Origin of the sequence: Paenibacillus sp. JSM ZJ436 (genome assembly GCF_044383795.1) — a bacterium.
Lineage (GTDB): Bacteria > Bacillota > Bacilli > Paenibacillales > Paenibacillaceae > Paenibacillus_AQ > Paenibacillus_AQ algicola.
Genome location: NZ_JBISEO010000003.1, coordinates 13,487 through 29,883, shown reverse-complemented (window position 1 = coordinate 29,883; position 16,397 = coordinate 13,487). Strand labels below are relative to the sequence as shown.

General features: G+C 51.0%; 13 protein-coding genes and 6 tRNA genes. 3 read left to right on the top strand and 16 right to left on the bottom strand.

Annotated features, from left to right (window positions below):
- Positions 1–11: 11 nt before the first annotated feature.
- From ACH6EH_RS04365 to ACH6EH_RS04350, 4 genes are all read right to left on the bottom strand, one after another.
- A complete protein-coding gene (locus ACH6EH_RS04365) occupies positions 12–254 on the bottom strand; it encodes a zinc ribbon domain-containing protein (RefSeq protein ID WP_138226784.1) in 243 nt (80 codons plus the stop codon).
- Between the two features lie 165 nt (positions 255–419).
- Positions 420–839, bottom strand: coding sequence for an organic hydroperoxide resistance protein (locus ACH6EH_RS04360; protein ID WP_138226785.1), 420 nt, complete (start codon positions 837–839; stop codon positions 420–422).
- A gap of 183 nt (positions 840–1,022) precedes the next feature.
- Positions 1,023–1,105 (bottom strand) — tRNA-Leu (locus ACH6EH_RS04355).
- Positions 1,106–1,282: 177 nt separating this feature from the next.
- The gene (locus tag ACH6EH_RS04350; protein WP_208203205.1) at positions 1,283–1,639 is read right to left on the bottom strand and encodes a helix-turn-helix domain-containing protein; all 357 of its coding nucleotides are present in this window, start codon (positions 1,637–1,639) and stop codon (positions 1,283–1,285) included.
- A 165-nt stretch (positions 1,640–1,804) separates the two neighbouring features.
- Between ACH6EH_RS04350 and ACH6EH_RS04345 the strand changes: the two genes are divergently transcribed.
- Entirely contained in the window at positions 1,805–2,446 is a 642-nt protein-coding gene (locus ACH6EH_RS04345) for a PAS domain-containing protein (protein ID WP_397331283.1), read from the top strand.
- A 99-nt stretch (positions 2,447–2,545) separates the two neighbouring features.
- Here ACH6EH_RS04345 and ACH6EH_RS04340 read toward each other — a convergent pair.
- The 11 genes from ACH6EH_RS04340 to ACH6EH_RS04290 all read right to left on the bottom strand — a co-directional run bounded on the left by ACH6EH_RS04340 (position 2,546) and on the right by ACH6EH_RS04290 (position 13,129).
- Positions 2,546–2,628: transfer RNA gene (locus ACH6EH_RS04340), tRNA-Leu, on the bottom strand.
- Between the two features lie 28 nt (positions 2,629–2,656).
- A tRNA-Lys gene (locus ACH6EH_RS04335) sits at positions 2,657–2,732 on the bottom strand.
- Between the two features lie 47 nt (positions 2,733–2,779).
- Positions 2,780–2,854 (bottom strand) — tRNA-Glu (locus ACH6EH_RS04330).
- A 222-nt stretch (positions 2,855–3,076) separates the two neighbouring features.
- Complete coding sequence (locus ACH6EH_RS04325) at positions 3,077–8,056, bottom strand: S-layer homology domain-containing protein (protein WP_397331282.1); 4,980 nt, start codon at positions 8,054–8,056, stop codon at positions 3,077–3,079.
- A 32-nt stretch (positions 8,057–8,088) separates the two neighbouring features.
- Positions 8,089–8,901, bottom strand: a complete 813-nt coding sequence (locus ACH6EH_RS04320) for a carbohydrate ABC transporter permease (RefSeq protein ID WP_397331281.1) — start codon at positions 8,899–8,901, stop codon at positions 8,089–8,091.
- A gap of 13 nt (positions 8,902–8,914) precedes the next feature.
- Positions 8,915–9,811, bottom strand: a complete 897-nt coding sequence (locus tag ACH6EH_RS04315; RefSeq protein ID WP_397331280.1) for a carbohydrate ABC transporter permease — start codon at positions 9,809–9,811, stop codon at positions 8,915–8,917.
- Positions 9,812–9,875: 64 nt separating this feature from the next.
- Positions 9,876–11,237, bottom strand: a complete 1,362-nt coding sequence (locus ACH6EH_RS04310; protein WP_397331279.1) for an ABC transporter substrate-binding protein — start codon at positions 11,235–11,237, stop codon at positions 9,876–9,878.
- A 78-nt stretch (positions 11,238–11,315) separates the two neighbouring features.
- Positions 11,316–12,155, bottom strand: a complete 840-nt coding sequence (locus tag ACH6EH_RS04305) for an HAD-IIA family hydrolase (protein ID WP_397331278.1) — start codon at positions 12,153–12,155, stop codon at positions 11,316–11,318.
- 289 nt (positions 12,156–12,444) lie between these two features.
- Positions 12,445–12,533, bottom strand: a tRNA-Ser gene (locus ACH6EH_RS04300).
- 7 nt (positions 12,534–12,540) lie between these two features.
- Positions 12,541–12,616 (bottom strand) — tRNA-Asn (locus ACH6EH_RS04295).
- 30 nt (positions 12,617–12,646) lie between these two features.
- Positions 12,647–13,129, bottom strand: coding sequence for a SprT family protein (locus tag ACH6EH_RS04290; RefSeq protein ID WP_175415432.1), 483 nt, complete (start codon positions 13,127–13,129; stop codon positions 12,647–12,649).
- A gap of 141 nt (positions 13,130–13,270) precedes the next feature.
- On the opposite strand from ACH6EH_RS04290, the gene ACH6EH_RS04285 reads away from it, so the two are divergent.
- Positions 13,271–13,621 (top strand): hydrolase/acyltransferase, encoded by a 351-nt coding sequence (locus tag ACH6EH_RS04285; RefSeq protein WP_397331277.1) that lies wholly within the window; start codon positions 13,271–13,273, stop codon positions 13,619–13,621.
- A gap of 130 nt (positions 13,622–13,751) precedes the next feature.
- A complete protein-coding gene (gene cmpA / locus ACH6EH_RS04280) occupies positions 13,752–13,880 on the top strand; it encodes a cortex morphogenetic protein CmpA (RefSeq protein ID WP_138226794.1) in 129 nt (42 codons plus the stop codon).
- 132 nt (positions 13,881–14,012) lie between these two features.
- Here cmpA and ACH6EH_RS04275 read toward each other — a convergent pair whose 3' ends face one another.
- Positions 14,013–16,232 (bottom strand): Tex family protein, encoded by a 2,220-nt coding sequence (locus ACH6EH_RS04275; RefSeq protein ID WP_397331276.1) that lies wholly within the window; start codon positions 16,230–16,232, stop codon positions 14,013–14,015.
- Between the last annotated feature and the right edge of the window lie 165 nt (positions 16,233–16,397).

Sequence of the window (16,397 nt, the reverse complement as noted above, 5' to 3'; positions counted from 1 at the left end):
CAGGGGCAATGTCAACCAAAGAAGACGTCAAAGATGGAGCCCAGCTGTCCCCGCTTTTTCCCCTCCAGAATATCCGGATTGAACACTTCTACATATCCACAGTCCATACAGGATACGAACAAAAAGTGATTATGCTGAATATCAAACATCTTACTGAGGCCGGCTCCGGACATGGATACCTCTTTCGTCTTGCACTCGGTCCCCTTACATTTCGTGCAAACAAAACGTTCCGCAATCATATCCTCAATTTTCATAAACTTCCCCTCTCCCTTCCCGATTCAACATATCCTTCTTTACGGCATGCGCTTCATTTCGGTTCATTTTCTTCACAAATTCAGGTCTTCACGTCAAAAAGACGGGCTCCCAATGAGCCCGCCTTCATATATGAGCTGCTGCTATGTCGCAGACCCGTTCCTTGATTACACTACATTTAATTCTACATCAATGTTTCCGCGGGTAGCCTTGGAATAAGGACAGAAATCATGCGCTTTTTTGGCCAAATCCTCGGCTTGAGCACGATCAATCCCCGGCATGTCTACATTGAGCTTCACCGCCAGCTTGAAGCCGCCGTCGCTGTCATCCTTGCCAATCATAACCTGGGAGTGTACCGTCACATTGTCCAGCTTGACGCCTTCCTTTCGGGCAACATTCGCCAAGGCACTCTCGTAGCAGGCACCATATCCCGCCGCAAACAGCTGCTCTGGATTCGTACCGTCTCCGCCGGGTCCACCAAGCTCCTTCGGCATGGAAAGATTATGCTTTAACGCACCATCGGAGGACTCCAGGGATCCGTTTCTTCCGCCTTTAACCTTCACATCTGCTGTATACATTGCCTGCATCACAAAATCATCTCCTTCGGTTAGAAAAAACTATTATCCACATTTGTTTTATAAACGTCTCACTGTAATTGAAACGTAAAATCGGGTGGATGACCGTCAAGTAGCATTTCCAACCCCGGGATGGAGTATGCAAAAAAGCAGCCTTTCGCTGAGTATTCAACGAAAGGCTGCTTCACATTGCGATGCGGTAGAGAGGACTCGAACCTCCACGGGTATACACCCACTACCCCCTCAAGATAGCGTGTCTGCCATTCCACCACTACCGCATAATAAGCTTCCTCTTGAGGAGAACATTCCTATTATACCTTGCTTGCTTGTGGAAGTAAAGCATGATCTGCGCCTGTACCTATGCACTTGAAGCCACTGCCTCAGCATCAAATAAAAAGAACAGCCTTAAAGCACGGCTGCTCCTTAAACTGCGGTTGTTGAAACCGAAAATGAATTTAAAGCTTCTTGTTCCTCTTCTTCCGGTACTCCGTAAACGCTATATATTCCTGAATGAAATTCTTCTCCTCCTCAGACAGGCCATCAAGATGCTTTTCCTTGGCTGCCTGATCCCATTCATAACCTTCGCGCTCTTCCATAATTCCTTCCGGTGTTCCGCGGCCCACAATGAGCCAATCCAGGCTGACAGAGAAAAAAGCTGAAATTTCAATCAGCTTATTCGTGCTCGGCGTCGTCTTACCCCTCTTCCAATCCCCGAAGTTCCCGGTACTAATTCCCAGCGCTTCACAAAATGCTTTTTTTGTCATCCCCCGGCTTTCGATAAGCTGTTCAATTCGTTGATATATCGAGTGCATTGAAAGAACCGCCTTCCTGATCCCTAAAAAAAATCACTTATGTACGTCATGCATTATTGACACCATACTTAGATAAGTGTATAATAGGTGCATTACGTCTAAATTATACCACATTTGTCATCGCACTGTTACTGCACCCAGATTTGAATTGGAGGCACGATGAGGTTGAGTGATATATTATCCTGGGGCCATGCTGTACATCATGTGATGTCTGGAATGGTAATCCTCCGCGAAGACGGCACCATCGACAAGATCAATGATCGTCTGCTCTCCATCATTTCACATTGGGGACTCCTGCCCGACGTTCAGCTTCAAGGACTTTCTGTTTTTGAGTTGAGTCCGGAACTGTTCGGCAGGCCTTCCTTCAGCACTTTCTGCCATGACATATACTTACCTGCCATCCATAGTATCCTTCGGGGCGATGAGCACAGCTTTCGTATGGAGCATCAGATCCAGCTTCAGCAAAGTATCGCCTGGTACTTGTTCGAGATTCACGCTCTGACACGAGGCCCCCAATCCACCTCACACGGTGCGATTCTTTCATTTACAGACATCACAGAGTTTAAGAACCGAGAAACCGAACTTAGGCATGCATTAGGCCATGTCTGTGTGCTCCCGGAGCATATTCCCATCTGCGCCGTCTGTAAGCATGTCCGCTCTGCGGGACACTGGGATCCTGTGGAGAGCTACCTGGAGAGCAAGCTGCCGGTGCATTTTACACATGATATTTGTCCCGCCTGTATCCGCCGTTTATACCCCAGATATTCTTCGATCCTGGACCATGCCTCTTCCGCGGAAGAAGAGTAAATGAATCATCATATGACAAACAGCCCGGGTGGATGATGCTCCCGGGTTGTTTATTTAGATAGAAAAAGGCTCTGCATCGCTGCAGGAGCCTTTTGTTTATGCGGTAGAGAGGACTCGAACCTCCACGGGTATACACCCACTACCCCCTCAAGATAGCGTGTCTGCCATTCCACCACTACCGCACAATATAAGGATTACCTATGAATAAAATGGTGAGCCATGAAGGACTCGAACCTTCGACACCCTGATTAAAAGTCAGGTGCTCTACCAACTGAGCTAATGGCTCTCGAAGAAAATGGACCAGCTGCGCCATCATTCATATGTTAGATAAAATGGTGACCCGTAGGGGATTCGAACCCCTGTTACCTCCGTGAAAGGGAGGTGTCTTAACCCCTTGACCAACGGGCCTTATTAATAGCTGCTCGCCGTGACGACAAGATTGAGTATATCAAATATATATTTATGTGGCAAGCACTTTTTTTGAATCGACGGCAATCTGCGTCTACTCGGTATTTAAAGCCATAAAAGTTAACCGGAGGCTTCCTCTACAAACGGAAGACTCCGGCATCATCCTTCTGAACAGCTTCACTTTCTAAACCAATAGAGCTTATCTCTGCCGTAAATTGCTTGTTACTTGTCCACCAGTTTTACAAGCAGCGCTGCAGCCTCAGCGCGGGTAATGGTTCCCTTTGGCTTCAGCGTACCGTCCGGGTAACCGTTAACTATGCCGATCATCGTTAAGGCGGAAATTGCTTTTTGAGCCCAAGCCGAGATCTCGTTTAGGTCCGAGTAGCTCGATGCGTTAAGTTCTTGCTGTGTCAGATCTTGCTGTGTCAGTTTATTCTGGAAAGCACGGTACAGGATTACCCATACCTCTTCTCTTGACATTTGGCGATCCGGCCGGAAGGTTCCATCGGCATAGCCTTGTATGATTCCCGCATGAACCATGCCTTTAACATGTTCTGAATACCACGCACTCTCTGCAACATCAGTATAAACAGAACCTGCTGGGGCTCCAGATAATCCGAGGATCCGCGAAACAACAGTGACGAACTCCGCTCTGGTCATCTCCTGATCCGGTTTGAAGGAGCCGTTATCGTAGCCCTCCATAATTCCGTTAGCGGATAGATGCATGATCGCTTTAAAAGCCCAGTGGTCATTTATGTCTGCATAGGCTCTTCCTTGTCCGGTTGAAGGATTTTCACTCACTGGCGAATCTGGACCATCGTTACTGCCAGGATCACTGGAGCTGTCATCGTTACCGGGATTTCCGTTGTTGTCCTGGTCCACAATCGGGCCCGTGCTTCCATGATCATCTCCGCTGCCGCCATTTTCATTACTGCTGCCATCTCCACCACCACTGCCGTCTCCATCATCACTGCCGTCACCACCACTGCCGATGCCGCTGCCATCACCGTGATCGCCTCCGACAATCTTGACCTTCACCGGCTCCGTGTAAATATCGTACGTCTTCTCTTCATCAATCGTTCCCGTATATCGAAGCAGCACGTAAGTGGTACCCGGTTTCCCAGCCTTGATCTTGCTGCCATTGTCCTGGTCCAGGCTTACAATACCACTGTCATCAAGAAGTACAATACTCGGGTTTACCTGTTTTCGTTCGTGACTATAGCTTTCTGCCCATGCGGAGAGTTCCGAGCTCTCGCCGGACTTCATGATGACTTCCTGATTTTCAGGCTCTATTGAAATGACCCAATCTTTCGCCCAGTATGCATAATCTGTAGTAATTCCAAACACACCCAGCAGAAAAGTATTGATGAAATGATCATAATTGTTAAACGTCCACGGTGAAATGATCAGACCACGCTGATGAGCAGCATCCATAAATTTAGGGCCTAATCCGCCGTAGCTGGTATTCAAGGTGCTGTTGTAACGCTGCATCACCTTCAGAGTCTCACGCATAGCGCCATTAACCCGATTCTCGCTCGCATACCCGCCAGTCAACAGGCCAAGAGGCATGTCCGGAAGCTGGGCAGCAAGCCGATCCAGCTGATTCGTATCGAAGGACATGACATTAAACAAGTCTTCTGCATCCTTCTCTTTTACAAGCTTCACAAAAGCATCTACTGCTGCAGGATTATGAGTCTTGATCTCTGCATAGATCATGACACCCCGTTCCCGGGCCAAATCAATCTGCTCCTCCAGTGTTGCGATCCGTGCTTCCGGATACTCCGCCCCCGGCACCTGCCGAACCTTTAAGCTCCGCAGCTCTTCTAAAGTCATATCCTCCACCCGGCCAGTTCCATGAGTGGTTACATGTACAGCACTATCGTGGATAATAACCAAATGCCCATCTTTGGAAAGAAAAATATCATTCTCAATATAATCCGCTCCAGCCTCGATCGCCAGCTCATTGCTGATGATGGTATTCTCCGGAGCAACCGATGGCATCCCTCTGTGCCCGATCATATACGGCTTACGAATCAAGGTGGTGTGATAGAAGTACACCCCCAAGGCCCGATAGGCTTCGCTCGGTGAGCTCGTGATCATTCCGTTCACACCTGCTGTAATCATACGGTGAATATCCATATATTTATCCTGCTCATTCTGCAGCTTTACTTCCTTGCTCCACACCACTATCGTTCTCTGCTGAAGATATGCGGTGTTGTCTTTGGTTGCTGCATCACGGGAGAGCATGGCAATCTTGGCGCCGCTCAGCGTTGTCTGCTTGCGAATAGCCATCAAGTCTTCGTTGGATTTCACATTCCACCCGCTGAAATCCACAATTCCCCGCAGCATCGGGTAAGCCTGCCTCGCTTCCTTGACCAGTTCCGGCTGATTAGACACGATAAAGGCATCTTCCAGACCGATGCTTGTCAGGTGGGCTATCAACCGACCAACCGTCTCTGAGTCCTCTACATAGAAGGCCGGCATGATTCTTGTGCCTATGGATTGAAGTGCATCCTGTAGACTCATAAACTCTTGTTTTCCTTCAGGATCGGTAACCTGCAGGTTGGAGTTCACGTAGATGACCAGCGTGGCTGGTAAGCTTCCTTCAGCGTAGGAATCCAGCTGCGCCTTGTTCTGAAGCTCTGCAATGACCGACGGAGCAAGAGCAATGAAGGTATCGGCCTTGGCAGTCTCTACGAAGCTGGATTCCGGAAGCGGCGGCAGCTCTGTCTCCCGTAACGTTACCTTAAGATGATCCACCTTCATGACACTGCCATTGGCCTGCAGACCGATACCACCCCGGAGGTAAGAGCCTGCTTGATCAGTGTTCACGATCACCTGACCATTAATCGACTGCATGACCCTGACTCCATGAACGGCAACCTTATAACGGTACATCGTGTCTGAATGGATCGTTTCTCCAAACGCCCCTTTATTCATCACATTCCATGTATTATTCGCCGTACGTTCCGCAAACTCCACGCCATTGGTCGCTTTAGCGTTCTGGCGGACCGCCATGTGATAATAAGGATAGCTGCCGCTTGTTCGGTTTTGAGTACGATACATGATTGAATGCCAGCGAGTGGGCTCGTTTGCCGCAGCATGGGTTACGTCGGCCTCAATGTCATAATTCCCGAACAGCTCCAAATACTCCGGAAGCAGGACACGGGTCGGATTATCCGGTGCGCTGGACGCATCGATCACAAATGCACCATCCTTGACCGCTGCCTTTCCGTCGGTTTTCCCCTCCACTTTCGTCCATCCATCAGGGAAATCTCCATCTGCCTCCTGTTCAAAATCATTCTCATAAAGCACATATTCTGTACTCGCCTCGTCTTTGGCAACAACCAGCAGGGAAACGCTAGCCCCGTCCTTCTCCCCTGTTAATGAATACACGCCCTTGTCTTGAACGATCAATTTGCCGTCGTTGACCACGATGGACGAGTCGTCTGCCGACCAAGTCAGATCAGCTCCGGTCATCGTACCATAAGTAAAATCATTGAATTGGGCAGTGAACGGAAGCTCCGCCAAGGCCATCTCTTTCCCTGCTTCAGCCAGCACATATCCCGAATCATGGCTGAGCGAAGTGACAGAGACCCCGTCAGCTCCCGGCTCTACAGTCACTTCCTGGGACCATTCTGCGTTAGCATATACCGCTGTCAGAACTGCAGATCCTGCCTTTAAAGGGTAAAGCATGCCGCCGCTCACCTTGAGCACCGATTCATCGGAGGAGACATATTGAATCCTTTCCGGCACGATCGCTTCCTCCACTCCATCGGAGAAATATACACTGCCAGTGACCGTATAAGGGCCCGTCAGTGACTCCACCGTTGGAGGAAATGCAAGCCGCAAATCATCGACTTTAATCCGTGTTACTTTCAAATTGTCGAACGAGACGGTGCTTTGGTCTCCTTGAAAGCCGATTTTTCCACGACCCAGCAATCCGGATGTGAACTCCTGATCAAGCAAAAGCTTGTAATCTCCTTCATCCTTGACCTTAATGTACTCTTTGACGTTATCGCCGAACACCCTGACCTTCAGGGTATAGTCTTTTCCCAGCTCCAAAGCGTCTGAGGAACCGCTTGCCATAACAGACCAGCTGTTACTCGGATTGCGGTAAGCTACCTCAAAGCTTCCGTTCTGACGGACTGCCATTTGATGGTATGGCGCTTGGCCGTTCGGCGCCGCTCTAAACATCAGCGCTGCCCAGCGGGCCGCATTCAGAACACTGTGGAACCGAACGTCCGCCTCAATGGAGTAATTATCCCATTGCACCGGTGCTGTAATTCTGGCCTGCTTACCGGAAGCAGTTCCCGCGAATGTCATGCTTTTATTACCATAGGTATCTTCCGTCACCGAAAATGACGGACTTCCCGCTTGAACATCTGATATCCATCCGTATGGAATTTCACCACTTCCGAAAGAGTCAAAATTCTCCTCTAGCAATACCGGATTTGCATCGCCGGACACCGGGTTGTCCTTCACCAGCGCAAGGATCCCGAAGCCGCTTGTATCATTCCAGAATGAGCTGGATTGATGTGCACTCCAGGCATTGACCCGTCCATTGGAAGCATCGTTGCCGTAACGGTCCGTCGCAGTCGCCTCAAAGCCAAGCTGCTGCTGTTGAATCGGATTCATATCCAGCATGCTCCAAGGCACAGCCACCTCTAGAGACCACCCCTCTCCGGTCGTCCGGATCGCTCGTAAAATTTGCTGGGCATCCTTGCCGGAATGGTGGTCCAGCGCTGCGCCAAAATAAAAATCTGGCGTTGCAGAATTCGGCTTGTACACAAAGCCAGCCTGCATATCGCTGTTAACATACGGCGCAGATCTATGCAGCGTTGGATCAAAAAACAGACTTACGCTGTCCTGCTGGAACCAATATCCCGGTGCCTCGGACATGAGCTGATCATCCTTCATCTTCATGCCGATATACAGATACTGATTGTCCCAGAGAAATCCCATTTCTGCCGCTGAGGACAAGCCCTCCCCGAGTGGAACGTCCAGCGTTTCGCTCAACGACCAGAACGCTTCCCCGACATCACCGTCAATCACTGGAGGAGTCATTGTTTTCCGGACCTCCGTCCGTTTCATCTCCTCCTGTGCGCTCACAGGCGCAGCAGGCAGAACAAGGGACATTACTAAACTTCCGACCAGTACCCATGTCAAGCTGACACCGATAAACCTTTTTGCTTTTCCCACTTCATCGTCTCCTCTTCTTCATGATTTCCTGACTATTTCAAGCCGGCGTGCATGAAGCTCTCAACAAATTTTCTTTGGAAAAAGAAGAATGCAATCAGCAAAGGTGAAATGACCATCATGGTTGCCGCAGTCACCGTCCCCCACTGAGCCCCTGTCTCGAAGGATTGGGCAAAAATGGCGATGCCGACCGTCAGCGGTCGGTTGTTAACAGAATCCGTAACAATTAGCGGCCACATAAAATTGCTCCAGTGCGTACTGATCGAGATCAGTGAAAATGCGATGTAGGTCGGTCGTGCCGACGGCAAATAAATGTGCCACAGGGTTCGCCACCATCTGCACCCATCCACCCGCGAGGCTTCATCCAGCTCATAGGGGATTTGCTTGAAGGTCTGTCTCAGCAGGAACACACCGAACGAAGAGACCCAATACGGAATCATAATCGCCCACTTCGTATCGATAAGATGAAGCTCCTTCATCACGGTATAATTGGGAAAAATCAAAATATCCGGCGGCACCATAATCTGAACCAGGAACAAGACAAAGAGCAGTCCCTGTCCAACAAATCGCAGCCTGGCAAACGCGTACGCCGCAAGCGTAAGCGTAAGCAGCTGAACCATCAGAATGCCCAACACGATCATGATGGTGTTCCAATAGTAAACTGGAAAAGGAATGGTCTCCCACGCCTTAAAATAGTTGCCGAAGGTCGGTTCTGTGACGGCGAACGGGTTAGAACGCGTCAGCATTTCACTCGACGGCGTAATGGAGGTGACGGCTGCCCAGATCAAAGGCATGACAAACCCAAGCGCCAGCAGTGATATCACCATTTGATTGAGTAAGCGATGCATGAAACCTTCCTCCTCAGTAGTGGATCCGCTTGTCAAGGAAACCGTAATAGAATATCGATACGGCCAGCAGCATCACGAGCAGAATGACGGTTAATACGGACGCTTTTCCCATATCCCAGAAGCTGAACGCCGTTTCGTAAATATGATAGAGCAGCAAATTGCTCGCATTGTTCGGACCGCCCTTAGTCATGATGTACAGGTGATCCACCAGCTTGAAGGAATTCGTCGTAGCAATCACAAGTACGAACAACGTCGTCGGCATCAGAAGTGGAAAGGTGATCGCTCGAAATTTCCGAAGCGGACCCGCTCCATCCATTTGGGCTGCCTGATACACCTCTTGAGGCAGCGACTGAAGTCCGGCCAGAAAGAAAATCATGAAGTATCCAGCCTCCTTCCAGATCAGCATCACCATCATGGATACCAGCACCCATCCCGGTTCCCCCAGCCAGCCCGGACCCTGAATGCCGAATAATCCGAGAAATTTGTCCAACAGCCCGTAGTCTGGTGTGTAAATAAAGAGCCATATATTTGCGATTGCAATCATCGGAATCAGTGTCGGATAAAAGAATGCCGCGCGGATCAGACTTCTCCCGCGCAGCTTCCCATTGACCCACACAGCCATATATAGCGCAAGCCATATACTAACAGGCACGGTTACGAGAGCGAGCCAAACATTATTACGGAGCACCTTGTGGAACACCTCATCCTGAAGGACATGCTTATACTGATCAAGTCCCGCAAAATGTCTCTCTTTTAACACCGTCTCATAGAAACTCCAGTCCAGCACCTTGACCATCGGATAAAACGTAAATACAGCCAGAAGGAGTAGCGATGGAAACAATAAAGCATAGGCCAAAAGATTGTCTTTCAGACGATATCCGCGCAAACGACGCGGCCAGCTGCGTGTCACGAGCCTCTCACTTCTTTCTCAGGCGATGATAGGGGAGGAAGCCCCCCCCCTTAGCTTTTCTCATTTATTTACGGTACTTCTTGAGAATGTCATCCGCTTGCTGCTGGGATTTCTCCAATGCTTCTTCAGGCGTCATTTCACCCAGCAATGCAGACTGTATGTTGTCGTTGAACAGCTTGGTGACCTGTCCGTTCTGATAAGTGGACAATTCACTGGAGGCATACTTCATCTGATCCCGTGCTACGGCAGCTTGCGGGAATCCGGCAACATAGTTTTTTAACAATTCTGTTTCATAAGCCGCTTCCGTAGTCCCCACATATCCGGTATCTATGGACCACTGCGCTACACGCTCAGGCTGAGTCAAGAACTCAATGAACTTGACGGCTGCCGCTTTCCGCTCTTCAGGGATGTCCTTAAATACATACAAATTACCGCCGCCTGTTGGAGAGCCGTAGCTTTTGTTAGCCGGTAAATAAGCTACACCGAAATCAAATGTTGCATCGGCTTTGACTTTGGACAAATTCCCCGTTGTATGGAACATCATCGCTGTTTTGCCGCTGATAAAATCAGAAGGGACTGTTGCCCATTCCAGTACACCTTCAGGCATCACTTTGTCCTTGCGTCCAAGGTCCGTGTAGAATTGAAGCGCTTCTTTAACTTCCGGCTTGTTGAAATATACCTCTGTCCCGTTGTTGTTGACGATATTGCTTCCGGATTGCAGGGAAAGTGCCTGCAGCATCCAATATTGATATCCGGTACTCGGAATTTCCAGGCCCCACTGGCTCACGCTGCCGCTGCTGTCTTTGACCGTCAGCTTGCTCGCGAATTCTCTCAATTCATCCCAGTTCGCGGGCGCCTTCTCCGGATCCAGCCCTGCTTCTTTGAACATGTCCTTGTTATAGTAAAGCACGATGGTGCTCCGCTGGAACGGAACGCTCCATACCTGATCACCGGATTTGGTGTTGCTCATAAACGCTTCATAGAAGCCATTAAAATACTCCTCCGAAAACCGAGGCGTCAGCTCCTCCAGCGCGTCCATTTCCAAAAGGCTGTACAGCTCGGTTGACAACAGCACGGCGAGATCCGGAGCGTTGCCGCCCTGCACAGCCGTGGCAGCCTTGGTCATGGTATCTTGGTAGCTGCCCGCATAAACCGGCTTTACAGTAATCGATGGGTTCTCCTGGTGGAAATCTGCGGCCAGCTTGTCTATAAAGCTGGTGATTGGTCCGCCAACCGCTACCGGGAAGTAGAAGCTAAGCTCAATGGGCTGTTCATCCTCCGCATTGCCGCTGCCTTGGCTCTCCTTACCGCTCTGATCTGCAGAAGCCACGCTGTTTCCATTCCCGGCTGCTCCCTGTTGCCCTCCGCTGCTGCAAGCTGTAAGAAGAAGCATCCACACCATAATAACCAGGCTTAACTTTTTCATTTCGAAGTTCCTCCTCAAAAATTAATATGCCACTAATTATTTGCTCCCTCGCGAGAAAAGGCGAAGGCTGATACCGCTCTATCCGGATGAACCGGATGGCCAGCGAAGCTCGCTTTCTTTTGAACGAAAATGCTCAGCAATGACTCCCACAGACCGCAATATGTAGTCCGGCTGTATGCCTGTTTGCTCAATGGACTCTGCAGCATCGACCCCCGTAAGAACAAGCGCCGTAGACATTCCGACACGTTGACCAAGTGCAATATCCGTTTCGAGCTTGTCCCCGACCATGAGGCAGTCTTCCGGACGGACTCCGAGCTGCTTCAAGGCGCAGGCGGCATAGTAAGCCGATGGTTTGCCTAGCCTGATGTCCGTCGTCCGGCCGCTCGCCGTTTCAATGGCAGAAATCAGCGCCCAGGTGTCGGGGATCACCCCCTTCTCCACCGGACAGAAAGGATCAGGATTGGCGGCTACCAGGAACGCTCCGTTCCTTACGGCATTCACCGTAGCGGTCAATCTGCGATAATTCATGCTCTGATCCAGTCCGACCAAGACGTGGGTGGCGTCTTCTTCATGCTGTGTCACATTTAGCCCCATTCCGGTCAGCTCCATAGTCATGGCCTCCCCGCCGAGCGGGTAGATGCTTGCACCAGGAGCATGCTCCCGAAAATACTCTCCTGCTGCGGTAAGCGCCGTTATGATCTCATCTCCGGAGCAGTGGATGCCAAGTCTAGCCAGCTTGTACATCACCTGCTTTCTTGTGTACAATGTCGTGTTCGTAGCGAACATGACCGATTTTCTACGTTCCCGTAATGTACGGATCGTGTCTTCAGCCCCATCCAGCACACGGTCCCCTATGTAAATCGTGCCGTCGAGATCAAACAGATAAGCGGTAAATTCATTAATCAAGGTACGATGCATGGGCCTTTCCTGCTGCTCCTTTCAAGCAAAATAACCCTTGCTCAAATAACGAGATACGGAAACGGACCACCCCTACAAACCAAGTGGTTCAAGTCGTATCATCGCTACAGAACAAAGGTTTTCTCCTGTTCTCAACCTTTCATTGCAGCAACCATATTACCATTCCAATATAAAATAGAACAATTAACGCAGAATCAACCTTTTGTTATTTTTGAGTAAATTTGTGGAATATTGCAAAAAAAAGAACCTTCCGAAAACGGAAGGTCCTTCTTCATCATGTGTTACAGAACGGAGAGAGAGGGATTCGAACCCTCGCACCGCTTACGCAGTCTAACCCCTTAGCAGAGGGTCCCCTTATAGCCACTTGGGTATCTCTCCAGAATAATGGCTCCCCGAACAGGACTCGAACCTGTGACAACTCGATTAACAGTCGAGTGCTCTACCAACTGAGCTATCAGGGAACAGTATTTAGTACGTTCACTAATGTACCATTATTCCTTACCGGAGTCAAGCGTTAACAGCTGAAGCGGGCCCTGGCAGCGACCGCAGCGATAACGCGCCGGATCCATCCTTCGTTTACGCTTATACTCCATATGGCACTCCTTGCAGCGCAGGAGGTAGCGGTAGGGCAGCGCTTTTTTCTTATTAGAGTCTGCTCGCGGTATTGCCTTACAGTACCTGCTCCCTCCTACAGCCTGCAGCAGTGCTTTGAAATCCGCATCCTGGTGGCGGTAGCCCCTGCCTGACAAGTGCAGATGATAGTGACACAGCTCATGCTTAATAATTCTCTCCACCTCATCCGGCCCGTGCTCCACCAGCTGATGGGGATTGATCTCGATATCATGACTCTTCATAAAATAACGTCCGCCTGTAGTGGACAGCCGGCTGTTAAACACAGCCCGGTGGCGGAACGGGAGCTGAAAGCTGGTCAGCGATATGTGCTCCACCCATGCCTGGAGCTCTTCATTGCTCATCATATTTTTCAACAGTCGGCCTCCGATCTCTGCCTTCTTCTCACGTAAATCTACTTGAATTTTAACTTCTTCCTACGCTACACTGTCAAGTGAAGACTCACACCGCAGGTGATGAGGACGTATGGAAGGGGAAGAACACCAATGCCGGAAATGCGATATTGTATATTGCAGCACGGCGACCAGCTTCAATATGTAGAAATGCCATCGGATTATGCATATCAGCTGAGCGCCCTGAACTTGAGATTAAACAAAGAGATTAGCAAGCTGACCGCTGCGGGCAAGCCGGAGCTGCCGCTTGCTGTGGCTGAGTGCAGCCAGCTGGAGCTGCTGCAGGAGGGCTCGCACATCATTGGCGGGCTGGACTATATTAATCAGCTGGAGTCCTCTTTTGCCTCGCTAAATGAAAGCGAATATCCGCTGATCGCCCTTCTCACTGAGATCCGGGCCCTGCAGGCCCAGCTGGAGCAGTGGTACGAAGAAGAGATGGTATAAAGACGTCAAATTGTGCGAACCGTTCCAATGGAACGCCGTTTAGCGTCCGTCTTGCAGCAGACCTGCACACAATAGGCCCTTCCTCCATATGCTAAGGATACAGAGTGTTTAGTCAGAGGAGGAGATTTCATTGCCGCAGTGGCTCTGCAATCAGCTGACCCGCGCCTTCCGCAAGAAGGACCGACGCCAGATCAAGCTGCTGAACGAATGCTGGTTCTTTTACCGCACCTCTCCGGGGGAGTACCCGGAAGCACCATAACGCGACAAGAAATAAGCCGGATCCCCAGAGGGTCCGGCTTATTTGACCTGCACGTCCTTCTCGCCACGCGCAAGCCTGCGGCGAGCGGAACGGCAATGCGCTGCTGCCCGCTGCTTCGTGCGAAAGCCGGCTTTACCCGTTCGCCAGCTCCTTCGGCGGCTTCATGGTCAGTCCGACACGTCCTTTTTTCAGATCGACGTTCAGCACCCAGACCGTGACATTATCGCCTACGGATACGACGTCCATCGGATGCTTGACATACCCGCCGCTAAGCTGGGAAATATGCACCAGGCCGTCATTCTTGATGCCGATATCAACAAATGCACCGAAGTCGATAACGTTGCGCACGGTGCCCTGAAGCTCCATTCCTGGCAGCAGGTCCTCCAGCTTAAGAACATCGGTGCGGAAGATTGGAAGCGGCAGCTCCTCCCGCGGGTCGCGTCCCGGACGCTGCAGGCTGTCCAATATATCCCGCAGTGTTGGAATTCCGACCTCCAGCTTCGCGGCCAGCTCCTCTGCTGATTGCTGCGCAAGCAGCTCGGCCAGCTCCTTCGTGCCGACCTTATCAAGCCCGACGCCCAGCTCCTTCAGCAAGCGGGATACCACCGCATAGGATTCCGGGTGAATTGGCGTACGGTCCAGCGTGTTCTCGCCATCAGAAATCCGCATGAAGCCGACCGCCTGCTCGTACGTTTTGGCGCCGAGACGCGGTACCTTCTGCAGCTGCTTGCGGCTCAGAAACCGGCCATGCTCCTCACGGAACTTCACAATATTCTTGGCAATCGTGCCATTAACTCCGGCTACATAGGACAGCAGGGAAGGCGAAGCGGTATTAACATCTACGCCGACGTGGTTTACAGCAGACTCCACGACCGCCTTCAGGCTTTCTTCCAGATGCTTCTGGCTGACATCATGCTGGTACTGACCGACGCCAATGGACTTGGGATCAATCTTCACCAGCTCTGCCAGCGGGTCCTGCACCCGGCGGGCAATGGAAGCGGCACTTCGCTCTGCTACGTCCAGATCCGGGAACTCCTCCTGCGCCAGCTTGGAGGCTGAATATACGCTCGCTCCCGCTTCGTTCACGATCAGATAGGCTAACTCCGGGCGCCCGGCCTCGGCAATGACCTCTGCCACGAACTGCTCCGTCTCGCGGGAGGCGGTGCCGTTACCAATGACGATCAGCTGGATCTCGTATTTATGAATCAGCTCCGTAAACTTCGCCGCCGCCTCGCGCTTCTTGTTGTTGGGAGGCGTCGGATACGTGACCGCCACTTCGAGCAGCTTGCCGGTGTCATCAACCACCGCCAGCTTGCAGCCAGTACGGTAAGCGGGATCGACGCCGAGGACATTCCGTCCCTTTACCGGCGGCTGCAGCAGCAGGCTGCGCAAATTGCCAGCAAAGATCGAGATGGCCTGGTTCTCGCCTTTCTCTGTAAGCTCACCGCGAACCTCCCGTTCAATCGAAGGTGCAATCAGGCGCTTATACGCATCCTCAATGACCGCTTTCAGCACCTCGCTCACTGCCGATGGACCTTGAATGATCTGCTTCATCATGTACTGATGCACAGAGTCGGCAGGCACGTCCAGCCCGACCTTCAGAATACTCTCCCGTTCTCCGCGATTAATGGCGAGAATCCGGTGAGGCGGCATCTTCTTGGCAAGCTCCCGATAGCTGTAATAATTCTCGTAAACAGACTCCGCATCAGCATCCCGCGCTTCGGAAGTGAGCATACCATGATCCATCGTATACCGGCGGACCCAGGCACGTATGGACGCATCATCCGCGATATTCTCTGCCAGAATATCCATTGCTCCCTGAATCGCCTCTTCCGCCGAATGCACGCCATTCTCCTCATCCATATACTCCGCGGCCTTTGTCATAAGATCCCCTTGCTTCGGCTGGGACCAGATCCAGGCGGACAAAGGCTCCAGGCCTTTCTCCTTCGCGACACTGGCACGTGTCTTGCGCTTCTGGCGGTAAGGGCGATACAGATCCTCAACCTCCTGAAGCTTGACGGCTTTGACAATAGACCCTCTCAGCTCTTCTGTCAGCTTGCCCTGCTCCTCGATGATTCGCAGCACCTCACGCTTGCGGACCTCCAGGCTGCGAAGGTATGACGTGCGGTCCTCGATATCCCGAAGACGGTTCTCATCCAGTTCCCCCGTCATCTCCTTGCGGTAGCGTGCAATAAAGGGAATCGTGTTCCCTTCATCCAGCAGATCAACGGTGGTGCGCACCTGCTTCAGCGTAAGCTGCAGCTCCTTCGCAATTTGTTTGACAATCCGTTCCTGTTCTTCTCTATGGAGCTGTTCCTCATTCAATGCAACCGCTGCTTCAATATCAGACAATGTACAATCCCTCTTTCTTCAAAAAAACTTGTACCCCCATTATCCCAAAACCCCCGTGCATTTACCAGTTCGACAGACACAACCGGGACAGAAGTTTTTACACATGCTCCAAGGAGCAGTAAATGTAAGAAAAAAAAGCAGGCTTTTAAGCTTCCCTTCAGCTTC

Bases quoted from the DNA above. Each gene is read 5' to 3' on its own strand.
- ACH6EH_RS04290 (WP_175415432.1), bottom strand. From the start codon at position 13,129: ATGAGCAATGAAGAGCTCCAGGCATGGGTGGAGCACATATCGCTGACC.
- ACH6EH_RS04305 (WP_397331278.1), bottom strand. From the start codon at position 12,155: ATGCATCGTACCTTGATTAATGAATTTACCGCTTATCTGTTTGATCTC.
- ACH6EH_RS04285 (WP_397331277.1), top strand. From the start codon at position 13,271: ATGCCGGAAATGCGATATTGTATATTGCAGCACGGCGACCAGCTTCAA.
- ACH6EH_RS04320 (WP_397331281.1), bottom strand. From the start codon at position 8,901: ATGCATCGCTTACTCAATCAAATGGTGATATCACTGCTGGCGCTTGGG.
- ACH6EH_RS04360 (WP_138226785.1), bottom strand. From the start codon at position 839: ATGCAGGCAATGTATACAGCAGATGTGAAGGTTAAAGGCGGAAGAAAC.
- ACH6EH_RS04365 (WP_138226784.1), bottom strand. From the start codon at position 254: ATGAAAATTGAGGATATGATTGCGGAACGTTTTGTTTGCACGAAATGT.
- ACH6EH_RS04310 (WP_397331279.1), bottom strand. From the start codon at position 11,237: ATGAAAAAGTTAAGCCTGGTTATTATGGTGTGGATGCTTCTTCTTACA.
- ACH6EH_RS04350 (WP_208203205.1), bottom strand. From the start codon at position 1,639: ATGCACTCGATATATCAACGAATTGAACAGCTTATCGAAAGCCGGGGG.